Annotated in this window: 12 protein-coding genes; 6 read left to right on the top strand and 6 right to left on the bottom strand. The window is 47.1% G+C overall.

Annotated elements, in window-relative coordinates; genetic code table 11:
* Window positions 1-416: 416 nt before the first annotated feature.
* Window positions 417-788: a hypothetical protein gene (locus I6E38_RS02260; RefSeq protein ID WP_118163905.1), complete on the bottom strand. Its 372-nt coding sequence runs from the start codon at window positions 786-788 to the stop codon at window positions 417-419.
* A complete protein-coding gene (locus tag I6E38_RS02265) occupies window positions 785-2008 on the bottom strand; it encodes a site-specific integrase (protein ID WP_235392466.1) in 1224 nt (407 codons plus the stop codon). The genes I6E38_RS02260 and I6E38_RS02265 overlap by 4 nt, the downstream gene beginning before the upstream one ends.
* Before the next feature lie 932 nt (window positions 2009-2940).
* On the opposite strand from I6E38_RS02265, the gene nth reads away from it, so the two are divergent.
* Both nth and I6E38_RS02275 read left to right on the top strand, forming a co-directional pair.
* Window positions 2941-3591, top strand: coding sequence for an endonuclease III (gene nth / locus I6E38_RS02270; RefSeq protein ID WP_235392467.1), 651 nt, complete (start codon window positions 2941-2943; stop codon window positions 3589-3591).
* 21 nt (window positions 3592-3612) lie between these two features.
* Window positions 3613-5175 carry a ComEC/Rec2 family competence protein gene (locus tag I6E38_RS02275; protein WP_235392468.1) on the top strand — a complete coding sequence of 521 codons (1563 nt, stop codon included), beginning with the start codon at window positions 3613-3615 and terminating at the stop codon, window positions 5173-5175.
* On the opposite strand, the gene I6E38_RS02280 is transcribed toward I6E38_RS02275, so the two are convergent.
* From I6E38_RS02280 to I6E38_RS02290, 3 genes are all read right to left on the bottom strand, one after another.
* Window positions 5118-6881 (bottom strand): di-heme oxidoredictase family protein, encoded by a 1764-nt coding sequence (locus I6E38_RS02280; protein ID WP_235392469.1) that lies wholly within the window; start codon window positions 6879-6881, stop codon window positions 5118-5120. The genes I6E38_RS02275 and I6E38_RS02280 overlap by 58 nt on opposite strands.
* A gap of 90 nt (window positions 6882-6971) precedes the next feature.
* Window positions 6972-8321, bottom strand: coding sequence for an imelysin family protein (locus tag I6E38_RS02285; protein WP_235392470.1), 1350 nt, complete (start codon window positions 8319-8321; stop codon window positions 6972-6974).
* A 173-nt stretch (window positions 8322-8494) separates the two neighbouring features.
* Entirely contained in the window at window positions 8495-9790 is a 1296-nt protein-coding gene (locus I6E38_RS02290) for a hypothetical protein (protein WP_235392471.1), read from the bottom strand.
* 246 nt (window positions 9791-10036) lie between these two features.
* Here I6E38_RS02290 and I6E38_RS02295 point away from each other — a divergent pair, with 246 nt between their 5' ends.
* The 4 genes from I6E38_RS02295 (at window position 10037) to I6E38_RS02310 (ending at window position 14505) form a co-directional block, all read left to right on the top strand.
* Window positions 10037-10993: a LuxR C-terminal-related transcriptional regulator gene (locus I6E38_RS02295; protein WP_235392472.1), complete on the top strand. Its 957-nt coding sequence runs from the start codon at window positions 10037-10039 to the stop codon at window positions 10991-10993.
* A 263-nt stretch (window positions 10994-11256) separates the two neighbouring features.
* Window positions 11257-13362: an anaerobic ribonucleoside-triphosphate reductase gene (nrdD, locus tag I6E38_RS02300; protein ID WP_262912307.1), complete on the top strand. Its 2106-nt coding sequence runs from the start codon at window positions 11257-11259 to the stop codon at window positions 13360-13362.
* Window positions 13363-13408: 46 nt separating this feature from the next.
* Window positions 13409-13876, top strand: a complete 468-nt coding sequence (nrdG, locus tag I6E38_RS02305) for an anaerobic ribonucleoside-triphosphate reductase activating protein (RefSeq protein WP_235392473.1) — start codon at window positions 13409-13411, stop codon at window positions 13874-13876.
* Window positions 13876-14505 (top strand): helix-turn-helix transcriptional regulator, encoded by a 630-nt coding sequence (locus tag I6E38_RS02310; RefSeq protein WP_235392474.1) that lies wholly within the window; start codon window positions 13876-13878, stop codon window positions 14503-14505. The genes nrdG and I6E38_RS02310 overlap by 1 nt, the downstream gene beginning before the upstream one ends.
* On the opposite strand, the gene I6E38_RS02315 is transcribed toward I6E38_RS02310, so the two are convergent.
* A complete protein-coding gene (locus I6E38_RS02315) occupies window positions 14486-15808 on the bottom strand; it encodes a DEAD/DEAH box helicase (RefSeq protein ID WP_235392475.1) in 1323 nt (440 codons plus the stop codon). The genes I6E38_RS02310 and I6E38_RS02315 overlap by 20 nt on opposite strands.
* Between the last annotated feature and the right edge of the window lie 37 nt (window positions 15809-15845).

Consider the following 15845-nt stretch of genomic DNA (forward strand, 5'->3'; position numbering starts at 1 on the left):
AAGAAAGATAGTTCACCTTAACACCCATTAACCAAATATCCTAACTTGATTCCTGGGTGCAAAGGTAAAAGAAAACACTGCGGTGGTTCGCCCAAGTGGCTGGAGGCGCAAAGCCTCCAAGGAACGACTCGTTTTTCGCTATGTCCAAAGGATGAAACAAATAAATCCCGAAGAATGGGGGACATAGAATACCATTCCTCGGGATGAACAAAAATGTATTCCTGCATGTCATACGTTTTTATATGTCATACGATAAATATGTAAAACGTATGACATCAATGTATATATGCTTACACTATTCTTTGCATGGATACTTCTTTATCAAATTACAAGCACATTTCTATACGACAGTGAATCAGTGCGTCAATAAGTCAATACGACAGCGAATCATCGAAGCGTCAAAAAAGCGACCATTCTCAACTAAAGGAATTAGTCCCTCCATAGAGTTGCAAGACAATGTTTGTTTTCTCTTTTGCTCCGTACAATCTCTTGATGATGGCATCACGAAGTTGTGCCGCACCATTAGAGTTTAGACGGAAGCAAATGGCAACAACCATAGGGAATCCATACAACGTTTGCCAAATACCCTTGGAAAGTTCTTCCCTTCGTTGGACTTCCGACATAGACAACATACCTTCTTTATATATAGCTCGTATCACAGCATTGAGTTTCGGGGCAGTGATATAAAGCATATCAATCAACTCACTCTCACTCATCCACAAGTCCTCCAAGTTGGACGGAATGGAAAGCCTTCCATTGCCATCCACGGTGATTACAGTCCGTTTCATGCCATCCCTCCCATTGCAGGCAAATACCCCTTGATTCGACTTTCAAAGACAGATATGTCATGGTCAAGTTTTGTGCTTGTCACCTTGGCGTATATCTGTGTTGTGGTGATATTCGTGTGACCAAGAATCTTGCTCACGCTCTCTATCGGCATACCATACTCCAAGGCTAAAACTGCCCAACTATGACGTGAGACATGAAATGATACATGCTTCTTTATACCACACATTGCAGCAACTTTCTTGATGCGCTTGTTAATGCTGTCAAGATTGCCGATATTGAACAAGTGGTTGTCTTTTCTGAAAGACTTGTATCTCTCAACAATCTGCATGGGAATATCCATCAGCTTGATTTGGAACGGTACGCCTGTCTTCTGACGCTTGGACACTATCCAAGGAGCACCGTTTACCATGCTGATGTTATCTTCCGTCAAGTTCTTGATGTCGATGAAAGCTATACCTGTCCAACTGCCAAAGATAAAAAGGTCTCTCGCAAATGCCATGTAGGGGTCTTCCAACTTTATCTCAGTCATGGCGGTAAGCTCGTCCAAGGTCAAGAACTCACGTTCCTTGTGGTCTGGATCAACGTGGTACATGGCAAACGGATTTCTCGGTATCTTGCCGTTGTAGTGTGCCGCCGTGACGATATGTTTCAGAGGTATGGAGTAAATCCAAATGGAGGACTGCGCAAGCCCTACCACATTTTTCAAGTAAAGGCAATAGTCACGGATAAACTCCTCGGTAAGCTCATTCATGGACATATCGCTGCGCTTGTACTGATACTTGATGAACTCGGCAACGTACTTTCTCACCACAAGATACTTGTTGTAAGTGTTCTTGGCTCTGTCCTTGCCTACACGTTTGGCAAAGGCTGCGTTCTCCTTGTCGAAAGCTCTGAGCAAGGTCTCGTATTCGGTGCCTATGCCTTGATAGGCGTTTCTCACCATTTCAGCAGTAACGAACGCCTCACGGTCGGAAAGTCGCTGGTAATGCTTGGCGATTTGAGCCTTGATGTTGTCAAGCGCAAAGTTCACCTCCTTGGCTTCCTTGCTCTTGCCTATGGCTCTGTTGCCCTTGGCATCCCATATAGCCTTGGTCACGCTCTGCTTGCAACTAAACTGTGCGATAGTTCCGTTGATAGTCACTCGTCCCATGATAGGGACAATTCCATTTCTCTCCTTGCTTCCATTTACATAGAAGACTGTCTTGAAAGTGCATCTCATAATCTTTACTTTTTTGTTCGGTGCAAAATTAAATTATGAGAGCTGCATGGCAAAATCTAAACTTACGCAGAATGTGGAAATTTGAACCGTCACCGTTAAAAATGCTTATTAGGGCGTTTCTGCGAGGTAATGATTTGAAAGCGTTTCTATTTCTCAAATCTGCGTTTTTCGCATTTCCTCGTCTGTGCCACTTAAAGCCAACGACTGCCACAATCACTTGAAACTCAAAACAAATGCTCTATTTTGCTATTTTTTGCCTTTTTAGGCGTTCTTTTTGCACAGAACCACATCTGTTTAAATTTTTACCTCATTCTCATTGTCCTCATCTGTTTTTTAATGCAGATGAGGACAATATCGTTTTGGGGATGTGTATATCCATATTGTGAGCAGTTCACGCTAGTAAGGTAGCAATAACGAAGCGGTAACGTTAGCAATGGTGAATCTGTGAATAGGTCAAGATGAAATTTGAGCCCAGCTCACTTGCTTTAAATCAATTAAAACGTAGAAAAATGAATGTTTTTGATTGATTGTTTGCGCAAACAGCGAAATCTTCATACCTTTGCATCGTCAAAAGGTTAATAGATTGTTTAGGTTAGTAGTAATAGATTTAGGTTTTTAGTTATTAGGTTTAAGGTAAATTGAACGATTGTTTAACAGGTAACTATGAGGGCTCGTGAGAATCTTCATTAATTACGAAAATTTTTTTAGTTAAACATAATGCTGCGGCACAACTCGTTGAGAGCTGTGCCGCAGTAGTTTTATATATCTGGCAATAAGTTGTATTATAGCTTCTTTAGGCTATGCTTGAACGTTGATGTTTGATTTTTTATCGTGTCTTTAATCCGACAGCTATCAGAAAACCATTTGACTTTTGTTGATTGTCGGTATTTTTGTTGTAACTTTGTTATTGGTATTAAACAATACATTAAGTTATGACAAAGAAGGAACTATATACGCGTGTACTCTCTTATTTTCGCGAACTTCATCCCGAGGTGACCACCGAGCTTGAGTTTGGTTCGGTGTTTCAGTTGCTTGTGGCTGTGGTGCTCAGTGCACAGTGTACTGACAAGCGTGTCAATCAGGTTACGCCCGAATTGTTTGCGCATTATCCTGATGCACAGGCTATGGCTGAGGCTGATGAGTCTGAAATTTATGAATATGTAAAGAGCGTGAGTTATCCCAATGCCAAGGCGCGCCACCTTGTTGAACTTGCGCGTATGCTTGTCAGCGAATATGGAGGTGAGGTGCCAAATGACTTTGATGCGTTGTTGCGCCTGCCGGGGGTGGGACGCAAGACTGCCAATGTGATGCAGGCTGTAGCTTTCGGTCAGTCGGCAATGCCTGTGGATACGCATGTGTATAGGGTAAGTCATCGTTTGGGACTGGTGCCGAGTACTGCCGATACTCCGCTGAAGGTAGAGAAGATGCTGGTAAAGCATATTCCTGCCAAAGACCTGGCACGTGCTCATCATTGGCTGTTGCTGCACGGACGCTATGTTTGCACATCGCGCAAGCCACATTGCGACAAATGTGAACTGAGCGACATCTGCCCTAAAAAGATAGAGAACTCGAAACTGCAATAATCCTAATACACTACCTAACCTATGAACACCCAGATGTATCCGTTTCTACGCATTGCCATAGTGCTGGTTGCCGGCATTATGACAGGAGATGTGCTGTATGGGCACGTGTCGGTAAGACTGGTGCTTTGGATACTTGTGGCATTGGTGTGCGCCACTGTTGTGGTGTATAAGAAGGCGGATGGTAAGAAGTTGACCACATTGCTGCTGATGCTTGACGTTTTTGTGCTGGGTATATGGAATGTAGGTAGGGTGGAGCAGCGGTTGGATGTGCCTATCAATAGGAGTGCGGAGATGTATGACGCTGTTGTTGCGGAACGGCCCGTTGTTGGGCAGCGTACTATAAGGTGTGTGCTGGCTGTGGCTGAAGGGCGACTTGCCGGACAACGTATAATTGCTTTCTTTCAAAAGGATAGTGCCATTGGCGATGTGCAGCGGCTGGCTGTGGGCGATGGTGTGCGGGTTGTGTCGCGGCTGAAGCCCATAACCAATAGTCGGCGACTGCAGAACGGTCATTTCGACTATGTGCGTTATCAGCATATACATGGTGTTGTAGCGCGTACATATATTAATAAAGACAGTTGGAAGAGAAGCAGAGTGAGTATGCGCAGGCTTGGCGTAATGCAGCGCGTGCTTATAGGGATGCGTTCGGCTCGTGACAGGTTGCTGTCGCATAATGAAAAGCATAATATGTCGGAATCGGCTTATGCTGTAGTTGCGGCAATGACAATGGGCGATCGCAGTGGGCTGACGCGAGAGTTGCGCCAATCGTATGCTGCTTCGGGCGCATCGCATGTGCTTGCCCTTTCTGGTTTACATCTTGGTGTGATATACGGTTTGCTCTCGCTGATATTTGTTCATCGGCGCATGCGTGTGTTGGGACAGGTGCTTGCCATGGTAGCAATTTGGGCTTACGCTGCTCTTGTCGGTATGCCGCCGAGTGTGTTACGTTCGGCAACAATGCTCACCATTTTTGCATTCGTTGTTTTGACGGGTCGCCGACAGGTGTCGCTCAATACACTTGCCTTTGCTGCTGTGGTGCAGTTGGTGGTCAGTCCGTTGAGTCTTTGGGATGTCGGATTCCAGATGTCGTTTCTTGCTGTGCTTGGCATCGTGATGCTCAATATGCGATTGGGCAATTTGGCAACTCCCGTATGGCTCAGTCGCTGGCGCGTGATAGGGTGGGTGTGGTCGCTTGTAAAGGTATCGTTGGCGGCACAGATAGCCGTAGCTCCGTTGTCGATGTACTACTTCGGTACATTTCCGTGTTATTTTCTGCTGACCAATCTTGTTGCTATACCGTTGGCAACGATTATTGTATATACCTCAATAGTGATGTATGCTTTAGGTTTTTGTGCGTGGATGCAAGGTGTGGTGGCAACATTTGTGGGATGGATGGCAACGCTGATGAACACGTCGCTTGGATTTATAGCCTCCCTGCCAGGCGCCTGTATGTATGGCATACATATAAACGCGAGGCAGGTGTGGCTGATGTATGCGCTACTGCTGGTAGCGTATTTAATGTCGTATTATATTGAACGCAGGAACATAACAACTGAGTCGCGGTCGGCTTTGGACAAGTTGTAGAACTTCAATGCAGCGTTGTAGGCATGCGAGTTCTTTGAGTAAGCGTGCCACATGATGGCTTCTATCTCGTTGCGAGCACGACAGTCGTGCAGACGTTCTGTACCCGAACCGTTGACACCGGCAAGTCCGCGACCCCACAATGGTGTAGTGCGGCACCATGAACCATGAATGTCGTTGATCATGTAGAGTTTGTGCTGCATCATGTCCGAGTAAGGATAGATAGTCTGGTTGGCGTAGCGTGGCAACTTCTTGTCGGCAATCATATTTGGAGTCCAGTAGTTGTCGGAGCCTGTCTTCCATGACGGGCGGTGGCAGCTGGCGCAACCAATCTCGTTAAACACCTTCTTGCCCTGCTGAACGCGAGCGTCGTTGAGGTTGCGTGCACGTGGAATGGCCAAGCCACGATGCCATACCATAAAGTCGTAGAACTTGTCAGCCGACATCTCCGGCTTAAAGTTGTGCCACTCGTTGTCAAACTGGTTAGTACTCGGCTTAAGTAGATTCTCAACCTTTGTAGCTATCTCATCGTCGCTGCTTGCCCAGAACGGCGACGTCGGGTCTTTCTTTATCTTCTCTATCACCTCCTTGTCGGCAGCCATTGCTGCTGCCCAAGCATTAGTAGTGTAAAGCTTTGGGCGGTCGGGGCGTGTCACGTTTGTAATGTTCCAGATGGCATTGGCTCCAGGTCCGTCCTGAAGTGTGGCACGTGTCAAGGCATATGTGAAACGCTTAACCATCTTCTTGCCTTCCTCGCCATTGGCATACTTACCTGCATCTATTGTTGCTGTATACCATGCGCCGGCGGCAAAGTCGTTGGCATTGGCATCCCAGAAGTTGGGGTTTACATATTCGCTTACATCTGATACTTTAGCAATGTTCTTGTAGTAGTTGGCTGTTGATGCATATTGTGCCTTGAGGTCGTCCTCGGTAATGGCATCGATCAGACCTGTTCCCATTATGCCGATTGTCGACTCCACACGCACAGCCACAGCCTTGTTGCCTGTGTCATAAGGATTAGGACTTGTGCGGAAGGCTGAGCGAGGTATTGTAATCTCAGGATAGATGAGCGAATACTTCTCACCATCGGGGAACTGCATAGGCAATCCGCTCTCCATTGCTGTCACCTCATGCCATTGCATATTTATCTGACTCTCATCTATTGGCGCCTTAAATGGTTCTGTAGCTTGTGTCTGTGGCATACCAGTCACTTCAGCCACAAAACCACCATCGTTGCTGTTGGCTCCGTCTGTAGGATGATATACGGCGAGCAGATAGCCGTTGCCGTTGCCATACTGTGTGGTGTAAGAGTCCATACGTCTGCCATGTCCGTAGTTAGGATGGCAGTCGAGACATGAACGGCGTACTGAAGCAGGACCAAGACCACCAAAGCCTGACGCTGCTGATGTAAACTGACGCTCGAAGAACTTCTCGCCAGCGTTGAAGTTGTCAATCAGTCCCTGCTGCTCTACGGCAGGAGTCTCGTCTTCATAACAACCAGAAGTTACATTGTCGGTTGTGCCAAGCTCACCGCCAGGATACCATTCCTCCTTAGAGAAGTTGCCTACTGCCTGACCTACATACTTAGCGTCAGACTCAATTGGGTCTTCGCCATTTCCGCCAGGTGTAGGATCATCGTCAGAACATGATACCATTGAAAGCGACAAGCACATAGCCAGCGATCCGAAGAGGTAAATTTTCTTATTCATAATGTATTTAGATAATTTTGTTGTTCAAACGTAATAGGTGGGTATGACATTACCTGCCATACCCACGCAAGTATTTAATACTGATGTGTGTTAGATAGCGTCCTGCAAGTTAATCCATGAACCGGCTTTGTTAATCTCCTCGTCGAGAGCAGATACTGCATCAATGCAATCCTTAACGCGCTGTGCACCCGGCTCCTCAACAAACGATTTGCCGCTGTTCTTGGCTGTTTCAAGAGCCTGGATGGCAGCATTGAGGGCATTGACAAGGTTGTTATAGCCTGAGTAGTTCATCTTCTTCAGAAGGCTCAACATAGAATTCTCTACAGGTGTTGTGGCTTTGATGTCGCGTGTGCCATAGAGAGAGTTCTTGATTGAATAGATGTTGTCCTGATAGTCGATGAACGAACGGTGGCTGTAGGGTGACTCGATATAGTCGATAGACTCCTTCTCGCCATCCTCTGTTGTGCCACCTTGACCGGTAGCAACACGATAAGCCTGACCCAACTTCTGGTCGGCTACCTCAGCACAGATGTTTGAGCAACCGCCTACGAAAATCTGATTCATAGTACCCTGCCATGAGGTATAGCCTGTTGTTGACGACGGAGAAAGCAAGTTTTGGCCAAAGCACATTGTACCATTTGAAGCAAGACCATTGTAGCGGAGTGTGCTGAACACGTAGCTACCCTCGCCGCTGAGGATTGCCTTTGTCTCGTTGCTTGCTGCGCTACCCATCCATGTGAACTCAAGAAGAGCTGTGATGTTGCGAACGTCGCCGGCAACAGCCTGAAGGAAGGCAAGCTCGTCTATACCCCTTACTGATGTCACGCCCTCGTCGGTATCATTAGCCTTGAGAGCCTCAACAGTACGATGTGCACCATTGCGGAAGAGCACGAACTCCATACCATGGAAACCAAGTACCGACTGGAACTCTGTGTTGTGCTCAGAAACAAACTTGGCAGGGTTCTCGCTCTTGAAACCTGCGATAAGGGTCTCGTTCTTGAGTGCTTTCTCAAGTTCGTCACGGTCGAGTGGCCATGAGTCGATATGTGGGTCAAGCTGGTTGTCTGTTGCCGAACCGAAGAGGAATGCCTCGCTGCGCTCCCACTCCTGACGTGTGTTCTTGAATGCCTCACATGCTGCATTAATTTCGTCCTGTGTCATGGTGCCTGCCTCAGCCGACTTGTAGAGGGTCTGTGCTGCACTATAGAGTGTGCGTGCGTTAGAGGCAAGAGCCTGGTATGTAGGATAAACAACTGCCTGCACGTAGTTCTTTGCCACCTTCTGCATCTCCTTGTCTGAGCTGCTTACTGATGTTGTAGCCTGACCAACCTCAGGAAGGTTGAACTCCTCGTCGCCACCATTGTCGCTGCTACAAGCTGTAAATCCAATTGTCATGGCTCCAAGCAGGAACGCCATCACGAAATTCTGAATCTTTTTCATCTTTTTTACTATTAAATTATTTGATTGGTTTATTTGTTTTCGTCCGTAATAGAAGATTTTTTGCGGATGTGTGTCAATTGATGCGGGCCCTCGTTTCATACGGTGCGAGCCTTCGTATCGTTTGGCGCGAGCCCTCGTATCAATTGTCATGTGTCGCCCAGAGGACTTGTCTGTTATAGAAATTGTCCTTGATAAGCCACGCCGATGTTAATAGCAGGCTCGTCGTTGTATTGCGATTTGAACTTGCGGTAGCTGTATTCAGCCTTTACGCAGACCTGCGGCAGGGGGTAATAGTTGAGGCCACCGGCGAAAATCTTCTTGCTTGTATATTCTTTCGAACTGCCAATGCATGAGTTGTAATACTCAAAATGACCGAACACATAAAGCTTCTGTCTGTCGGCGCGCAACTTTGCAATCTGCGAGAAGATGTCGTAGCCAACCTCAATGCTTGTGGCTATTGCATGTGAACCGAACACCTGGTTGCTTTCGTACGGCTTTACATACTGTGTGCCAGGTTTGCGTATTGCGCTGATGGTTTTAGCATCACTCACATATCCATAGTCGGCATTGCCACGTGCCACCCAATTGTGGGCATTGTAGGTGAAGTCGAATGCTCCAAGATAGATGTTGCCTTTGATGTTCTTGTTTTTGCCGGTCTCCATATCGTGAGGAACGGCGTTGTGCATAGACTGTCCGTAGTAGCCGCTAATGCCAAGTCGTAAGCCTGGTATGGTATAGTTGTCGATACGTGCCGAGAAGCCGTACTTGTTGGCTGTTTCAAATTCAAACGGCTTTGTTGTGCCCGGCTTTATCCACTGGTCGCGTGAGAACTGCCATGCATCCAGACCTGCAACCATCTGTGCTTCGTAACGGAAATCGCCTATATGACCCCACAACGACACACCGGTCTGATGCCATGTACATGGTAGGATGGTGTTCTCGCCCTCAGGACGGTAGACTGTGAAGAAGTTGAGTGGCTCGTGATAAGCGTTGGTAAGGCCGAACGGCACTACGATATGGCCGGCACGAACGTTGAGGAAACGTCCGAATGATTTCTGAATCCAGAACTGCTCAAGTTCTACTTCGCCACCGCGTTCCTGTTCCTGCTCAAACTCAATAGCCTCTTCTGCTTCGTATTCTATTGCCGAACCGGTACCGCCATGCTCGAATTCAATCTCAGTTCCGAGTGTCCAACCCTTGCCGAAGTTGTAACCGAGATATATAACGGCATGAGGTATATCGAAACGTCCGTGGCTTGGATCGTTCTTGCGACTGCTTGCCGAACTGTAGCGGTTGCCTGAGTCGCTATAGAAATTACGGCTGAATGCAGCTTCACCATAACCGCCGACGCTGAGGCGATTGCCCTTGGCATGCTGCATAACACTGTCGGCTGCTACTGTCTGTGCCTGAATGGCAAGCGGAGAACACATTGCTGCAGCGCAAGCCATAGTAACGATAGTCGTCTTCATAATTCTCTTGTTTTTTAATGATTTTTTGCGAATGCAAAGGTATTATGAATAAAAAAGGTGAGCAATACCTAAATTTTGGTAAATAAAAAATTCAAAATACCTACATATAGTGATTGTCTGTTTCGTCGTTTTTTTGTTATTTTGCACCTGTTATATAATATATAATGTATAGCATGGCTGTTTTACAATAATCGTACAGCCATAATTTTTAGGTAAAAAAGATACACAGGTAATAATCAGACAAACATGAAGCAACAGAAAATGTATGAGCCCGAGGACAAGATGATTTCTCTTATCAGGGACAACTACAACCTTCTGCAGAGCCTTGGCAGCTTCGGCATCAGCCTCGGTTTTGGCGATAAGACAGTAAGTCAGGTGTGCGAGGAACAGCATGTAGACACATATACATTCCTTGCGGTGGTGAACTTTACAATTAATGGTTACCGCGATTTTGATGATGCATCGCGATTGTCGATGCCAACTCTGTTGCAGTATCTTAAGGCGAGCCATGCCTATTATATTGACTTCCAGTTGCCGTTCATACGCAAGGAACTTGCAGAAGCGCTTGATGAGAATGACAATCTGGCACGTCTCATAATGAAACTGTATGACGAATATGCGCGTTCCATAACCACACACATGCGCCATGAGGAGCGAGTGGTCTATCCTTATGTTGAGGCTCTGCTTGAAGGCAAGCCGGTTGGCGACTTCGAGATTGACATGTATTCGAAGCATCATAGTCAGGAGGGCAACAAACTGCGTGAGTTGAAGAGCATCATCATCAAATATCTGCCCAGCGACGGATTGCACAACAACCAGCTTTCGGCCACATTATATGATATATATAATAATGAGGAATGGCTTGCGTTGCATGCCCAGGTAGAGGAACAGATATTCATTCCTGCTGTGCGACGTCTTGAGCATAAGTCGAAACAGAGTGATGTGACGGCTAAAATTTCAGATATGATCAGTCGAAACCAAGAAGGCTCGGAGGCTCTTGGCGAACGCGAGAAGGACGTAATCGTTGCCCTTGTGCAGGGAATGACCAACAAGGAAATAGCCGACCATCTGTGCATATCGGTGAATACGGTCATAACACATCGGCGTAACATTGCACGTAAGTTGCAGATACACAGCCCGGCAGGGCTGACCATTTATGCAATAGTTAATAACTTGGTAGATATCTCGTCGGTGAAGTTGTAAAATTGTGGGAAAATTAACAAGATTTAAGGCGGAAAATTTTTCCGCTTTTTTTATTGTTTGTGTATATAGGTATCGTTTTTTTGTAGTATCTTTGCAGTCGTTTCCAAGACATCAAACGAATAACTTTTGCATTTCAAAACTGAAGAAAGTTTTCTAAAACGGATAACTTTTAGCTTTCGAAAATCTCAAAAGTTTTCCAAAATGGTAAACATTTGCAATCACTGTGACTTGAAAAATTTGACTTTAAAAAACTAAATATAACAATGAAGGATTTTATAATAACCAAGCGCGACGGATCGCAAGACCGTTTCTCTTTAGACAAGATAATGAACGCTATAATCAAGGCGTTTCAGTCGGTGGATGAGCCAGTTGATTTGAGTGCTATCTCAAAGATACTCAGTCACTTAACTATAAGTGAGGGTATCACTGTAGAGGATATTCAGAATCAGGTGGAAGAGGCTCTTATGCGCGAGAATTATTATAAAGTCGCCAAGTCGTTTATGCTCTATCGTCAGCGTCACAATGAAGACCGCGAGACTCTCGAAAAGTTGAAATTCTTGACAGATTATTGCAAAGCTTCGAATGCCGCTACTGGTTCAAAGTTTGACGCAAATGCAAACGTTGAGCATAAAAACATTGCCACTCTTATCGGCGAATTGCCTAAGTCGGGCTTCATTCGTCTGAATCGTCGCATGCTTATCGACCGCATCAAACTGATGTACGGAAAAGACCTCGCCAATGAGTATATCGACAAGCTCACACATCACTTTATTTATAAGAACGACGAGACATCGCTGGCCAACTATTGTGCTTCAATTACGATGTATCCATGGCTTGTAAATGGTACGGGTCCTATCGGTGGCAACTCTACAGCGCCGACAAACATCAAGTCGTTCTGTGGCGGATTCGTCAATATGGTGTTCATGGTATCGAGCATGCTGAGTGGTGCTTGCGCTACACCTGAGTTCCTTATGTACTTCAACTACTTCATAGGTAAGGAGTATGGTCTTGACTACTGGAAGGAGCCGGACCGTGTTGTTGACCTCTCACTCAAGCAGCGTACTGTCGACAAGGTGATAACCGACTGCTTCGAGCAGATTGTTTACTCAATCAATCAGCCTACTGGTGCACGCAATTATCAAGCTGTGTTCTGGAATGTGGCTTATTATGACAAACCATACTTTGAAAGTCTCTTTGGCGAATTTGTATTCCCAGACGGCTCAAGACCTGATTGGGCAGGACTTTCATGGTTGCAGAAGCGCTTCATGAAGTGGTTTAACAAGGAGCGTACCAAGGCTGTGCTCACATTCCCGGTTGAGACAATGGCGTTGCTTACCAAGGATGGCGATGTGATTGATAAGGAGTGGGGCGACTTTACAGCCGAGATGTACTCTGAGGGACACTCGTTCTTCACATATATGAGTGACAATGCTGACTCGCTGAGCTCATGCTGCCGCTTGCGCAACGAGATTCAGGACAACGGCTTCAGCTACACACTCGGTGCCGGTGGCGTGTCTACTGGTTCGAAGAGCGTGCTCACCATCAACCTCAACCGTTGCATACAGTATGCTGTAAAGAACGGTCTTGACTATGCCGAATACCTTTCGGAGGTTATCGATCTCTGCCATAAGGTGCAGCTGGCATACAACGAGAACCTCAAGGATTTGCAGAAGCAGGGTATGTTGCCGCTGTTTGATGCCGGCTACATCAATATGAGCCGTCAGTATCTCACAATCGGTGTGAACGGACTTGTTGAAGCCGCAGAGTTCATGGGACTTAAGATCAACGACAATCCCGACTATCTGCACTTTGTACAGAAGGTGTTGGGACTCGTAGAGAAGTACAATAAGCAGTATCGTTCGAAGGAGGTTATGTTCAACTGCGAGATGATTCCAGCCGAGAATGTGGGCGTTAAGCATGCCAAGTGGGACCGTGAGGACGGCTATTTCGTACCGCGCGACTGCTACAACAGCTACTTCTATGTAGTAGAGGACGACTCGCTCAACATCGTTGACAAGTTCAAGTTGCACGGAGCTCCATACATCGAGCACCTCACAGGTGGTTCGGCTCTGCATATGAACCTTGAGGAGCATCTCTCGCAGCCGCAGTATCGTCAGCTGCTGCGTATCGCTGCCAAGGAAGGATGCAACTACTTTACATTCAACATTCCTAACACTATCTGCAACGATTGCGGACATATTGACAAGCGATATCTCAAGGAGTGCCCCGTTTGCCACAGCAAGAACATCGACTACATGACACGTATCATCGGCTATCTGAAGCGTGTGAGCAACTTCTCACAGGCTCGCCAGGAAGAGGCAAAGCGTCGCTATTATGCCGAGGTGGACAAGGAGTTGAGTGAGGCTTAAATTTTGAAGTAAATAAAAAAACATCCCTTTAAAAAATATATAGACAATGCTGAATTATCTGAATACTGGAATTGTTTTCCAGGAGATACCCGATGAGGTGACGTTATCAATCAACATCACCGGGTGTCCGTGCCGCTGTCCCGGGTGTCACAGTCAATATCTGTGGGAGAATATCGGTCAACCGCTTACGCCGATGGTTCTCGACCAGTTTATGAAGCAGTATGGTGGCGAGATAACTTGCGTCTGCTTCATGGGCGGCGATGCCGACCCTAAATATGTAAGCCAGCTTGCTCAGTATCTGCATCGTGAGCATGATAATCTGAAGGTGGCGTGGTATAGCGGCCGACAGCAGTTTCCGAAGAGCATACGCAAGCGCGACTTCGACTACATCAAGCTCGGTCCGTACATCGAGCATCTTGGCTGTCTGAAGGAACGTACCACCAATCAGCGTCTATACAAGCGTGCTGTGGGCGATGATTTCACTGATATTACATCACGTTTTTGGAAGAAATAATGACAAACGAAATCTGTAAAAAGCCAAGTATAGCAATCGTCGACCCCAACACACTCGCTGTGTTGGGGTTGACTCATTTATTGCAGTCGGTAATGCCTGTGATTGAAATCGACGCGTACGCATCGTTTGCCGAACTTGAGGCAAACCATCCCGAACGCTATTTTCATTACTTTGCCGATATGCGCATAGTGCTTGCCCATATGGCTTTCTTTCAGACGATGCGCCATAAGACTATCGTTCTTGCAAGCTCTGCTGTCGACGATGCGTCGGCTCTCGGTTCGTTCCATACAATCTGTACCAATCAGCCCGAGAAGCAATTGCTTCGCTCCATCCTGATGCTCGAACAGCATGCTCATGCCAATGGACGTAATCTGCCGCCAGTGGCACATGTTCATAATGAGAACACTACGTTGTTGTCGTCGCGCGAGATAGAGGTGATGTCGCTTGTGGTGAAGGGGTATATAAACAAAGAAATCGCCGACCTACTCAATTTGAGTCTGCCGACGATTGTGTCGCATCGTAAGAACCTTATGTCGAAGCTTGGCCTTCGCAGTGTTTCTGCTCTTACGATTTATGCCGTTATGCACGGATATGTTGATGTGAATGACATCAAAACGCTTTCTCTATAATAGTGCGCACTCCCTTGATTTTGGCGCCTTTTGATATCTTTACTATGCGGTCGGCCGTCTTGCGTTCTACGGCCACATAGGCATAGCGCTCGTAAACGTCGATGCGTCCTATATCACTGCCTTCCACTCCGCATGTCTTGCACAGATAGCCAAGGATATCGCCCTTCGATATCTTGTCTTTCTTTCCTTTGCCTATATATATAGTAGCCATGCGCGGCAACGGCACGCGTTTCTTGCTGTTGTCGTCGAGCTTGTATTCCTCGGTCTTCTCTTTTACGTATTCGGGCAGATGCTCCTCAGGACCGATTAGCATGAATGCACGTCCGGTGGCGTCCCAGCGTCCGGTACGTCCTACACGGTGGATGTATTCGTCTTCGCCCACGGGCAGGTTGTAATGGACAACGTTTGCTATGTCCGGAATGTCGAGTCCGCGTGCTGCGAGGTCGGTGCCGACGAGAATGTTGGCTGAGCCGTTGGCAAAGCGGTATATGGCTTCTTCACGTTCGCGTTGCTCCTTGCCTCCATGGAAGTCGCTGACAACGTATCCATCGTTGCGCAGGAACTGGCTTACGCGTTCCACTCCGTCACGATAGTTCATGAATACGATAGTCTGCTGATTGCCGAAGCTGCGCAGCAATGTATCGAGAGTGCCGAGCTTGTCGCGTTCAGGACATTGCACGGTGTACAGACCTATGCGGTCGGGTGTCTGCTCTTCGTCGGTGAGGTGGTTGATGTTGATGGTGCGCTGCATGCGAACGAACGAAGGCATCTCATCGGAGTCGGTAGCTGAGAGCAGTATTCGGCGCTCAATGTTGGGCAGGCTTTCCAGAGCTTTCTGCATTTCGGCACGGAATCCCATGCGCAGACACTTGTCAAACTCGTCGAGTACGAGCCAGCGCACGCTGTCGGCATTGATGTTGAGCTTGTCGATATGGTCGTTGAGTCGACCCGGAGTGGCGAACACTATCTGTGGCTTGGTGCGCATTATCAGTCGATGCTCGTCCATTGTGGCACGACCGCCGTACAGGCAAGCCGAGCGCAGACCGCTGCCCATGCTCTGGAAAACCTCGTGCGACTGCAGAGCCAACTCTCTGCCCGGCACAATCACTACCGCCTGCACCTCGTCGCTGCTTGCATTGAGGCGCGAAGCGATGGGCAACAGATAGGCAAGAGTCTTGCCGCTGCCGGTAGGTGCCAGCACCACAACGTCTTTGTCGGAGTGTAGAATGGCGTCGGATGTTTCTTCCTGCATCGCATTAAGGCTGTCGATGCGTAGCTTTTGAAGTATGTTTTCTATGTTCATTGTCTTGTTTTAAGTTGTTATTGAATGTTAGTATGCC

The sequence above is a fragment of the Leyella stercorea genome, from assembly GCF_021531355.1.
GTDB lineage: Bacteria > Bacteroidota > Bacteroidia > Bacteroidales > Bacteroidaceae > Prevotella.

Coding starts and splice junctions, on each gene's coding strand:
- I6E38_RS02260 (WP_118163905.1), bottom strand. CDS start 788: ATGAAACGGACTGTAATCACCGTGGATGGCAATGGAAGGCTTTCCATT.
- I6E38_RS02265 (WP_235392466.1), bottom strand. CDS start 2,008: ATGAGATGCACTTTCAAGACAGTCTTCTATGTAAATGGAAGCAAGGAG.
- nth (WP_235392467.1), top strand. CDS start 2,941: ATGACAAAGAAGGAACTATATACGCGTGTACTCTCTTATTTTCGCGAA.
- I6E38_RS02275 (WP_235392468.1), top strand. CDS start 3,613: ATGAACACCCAGATGTATCCGTTTCTACGCATTGCCATAGTGCTGGTT.
- I6E38_RS02280 (WP_235392469.1), bottom strand. CDS start 6,881: ATGAATAAGAAAATTTACCTCTTCGGATCGCTGGCTATGTGCTTGTCG.
- I6E38_RS02285 (WP_235392470.1), bottom strand. CDS start 8,321: ATGAAAAAGATTCAGAATTTCGTGATGGCGTTCCTGCTTGGAGCCATG.
- I6E38_RS02290 (WP_235392471.1), bottom strand. CDS start 9,790: ATGAAGACGACTATCGTTACTATGGCTTGCGCTGCAGCAATGTGTTCT.
- I6E38_RS02295 (WP_235392472.1), top strand. CDS start 10,037: ATGAAGCAACAGAAAATGTATGAGCCCGAGGACAAGATGATTTCTCTT.
- nrdD (WP_262912307.1), top strand. CDS start 11,257: ATGAAGGATTTTATAATAACCAAGCGCGACGGATCGCAAGACCGTTTC.
- nrdG (WP_235392473.1), top strand. CDS start 13,409: ATGCTGAATTATCTGAATACTGGAATTGTTTTCCAGGAGATACCCGAT.
- I6E38_RS02310 (WP_235392474.1), top strand. CDS start 13,876: ATGACAAACGAAATCTGTAAAAAGCCAAGTATAGCAATCGTCGACCCC.
- I6E38_RS02315 (WP_235392475.1), bottom strand. CDS start 15,808: ATGAACATAGAAAACATACTTCAAAAGCTACGCATCGACAGCCTTAAT.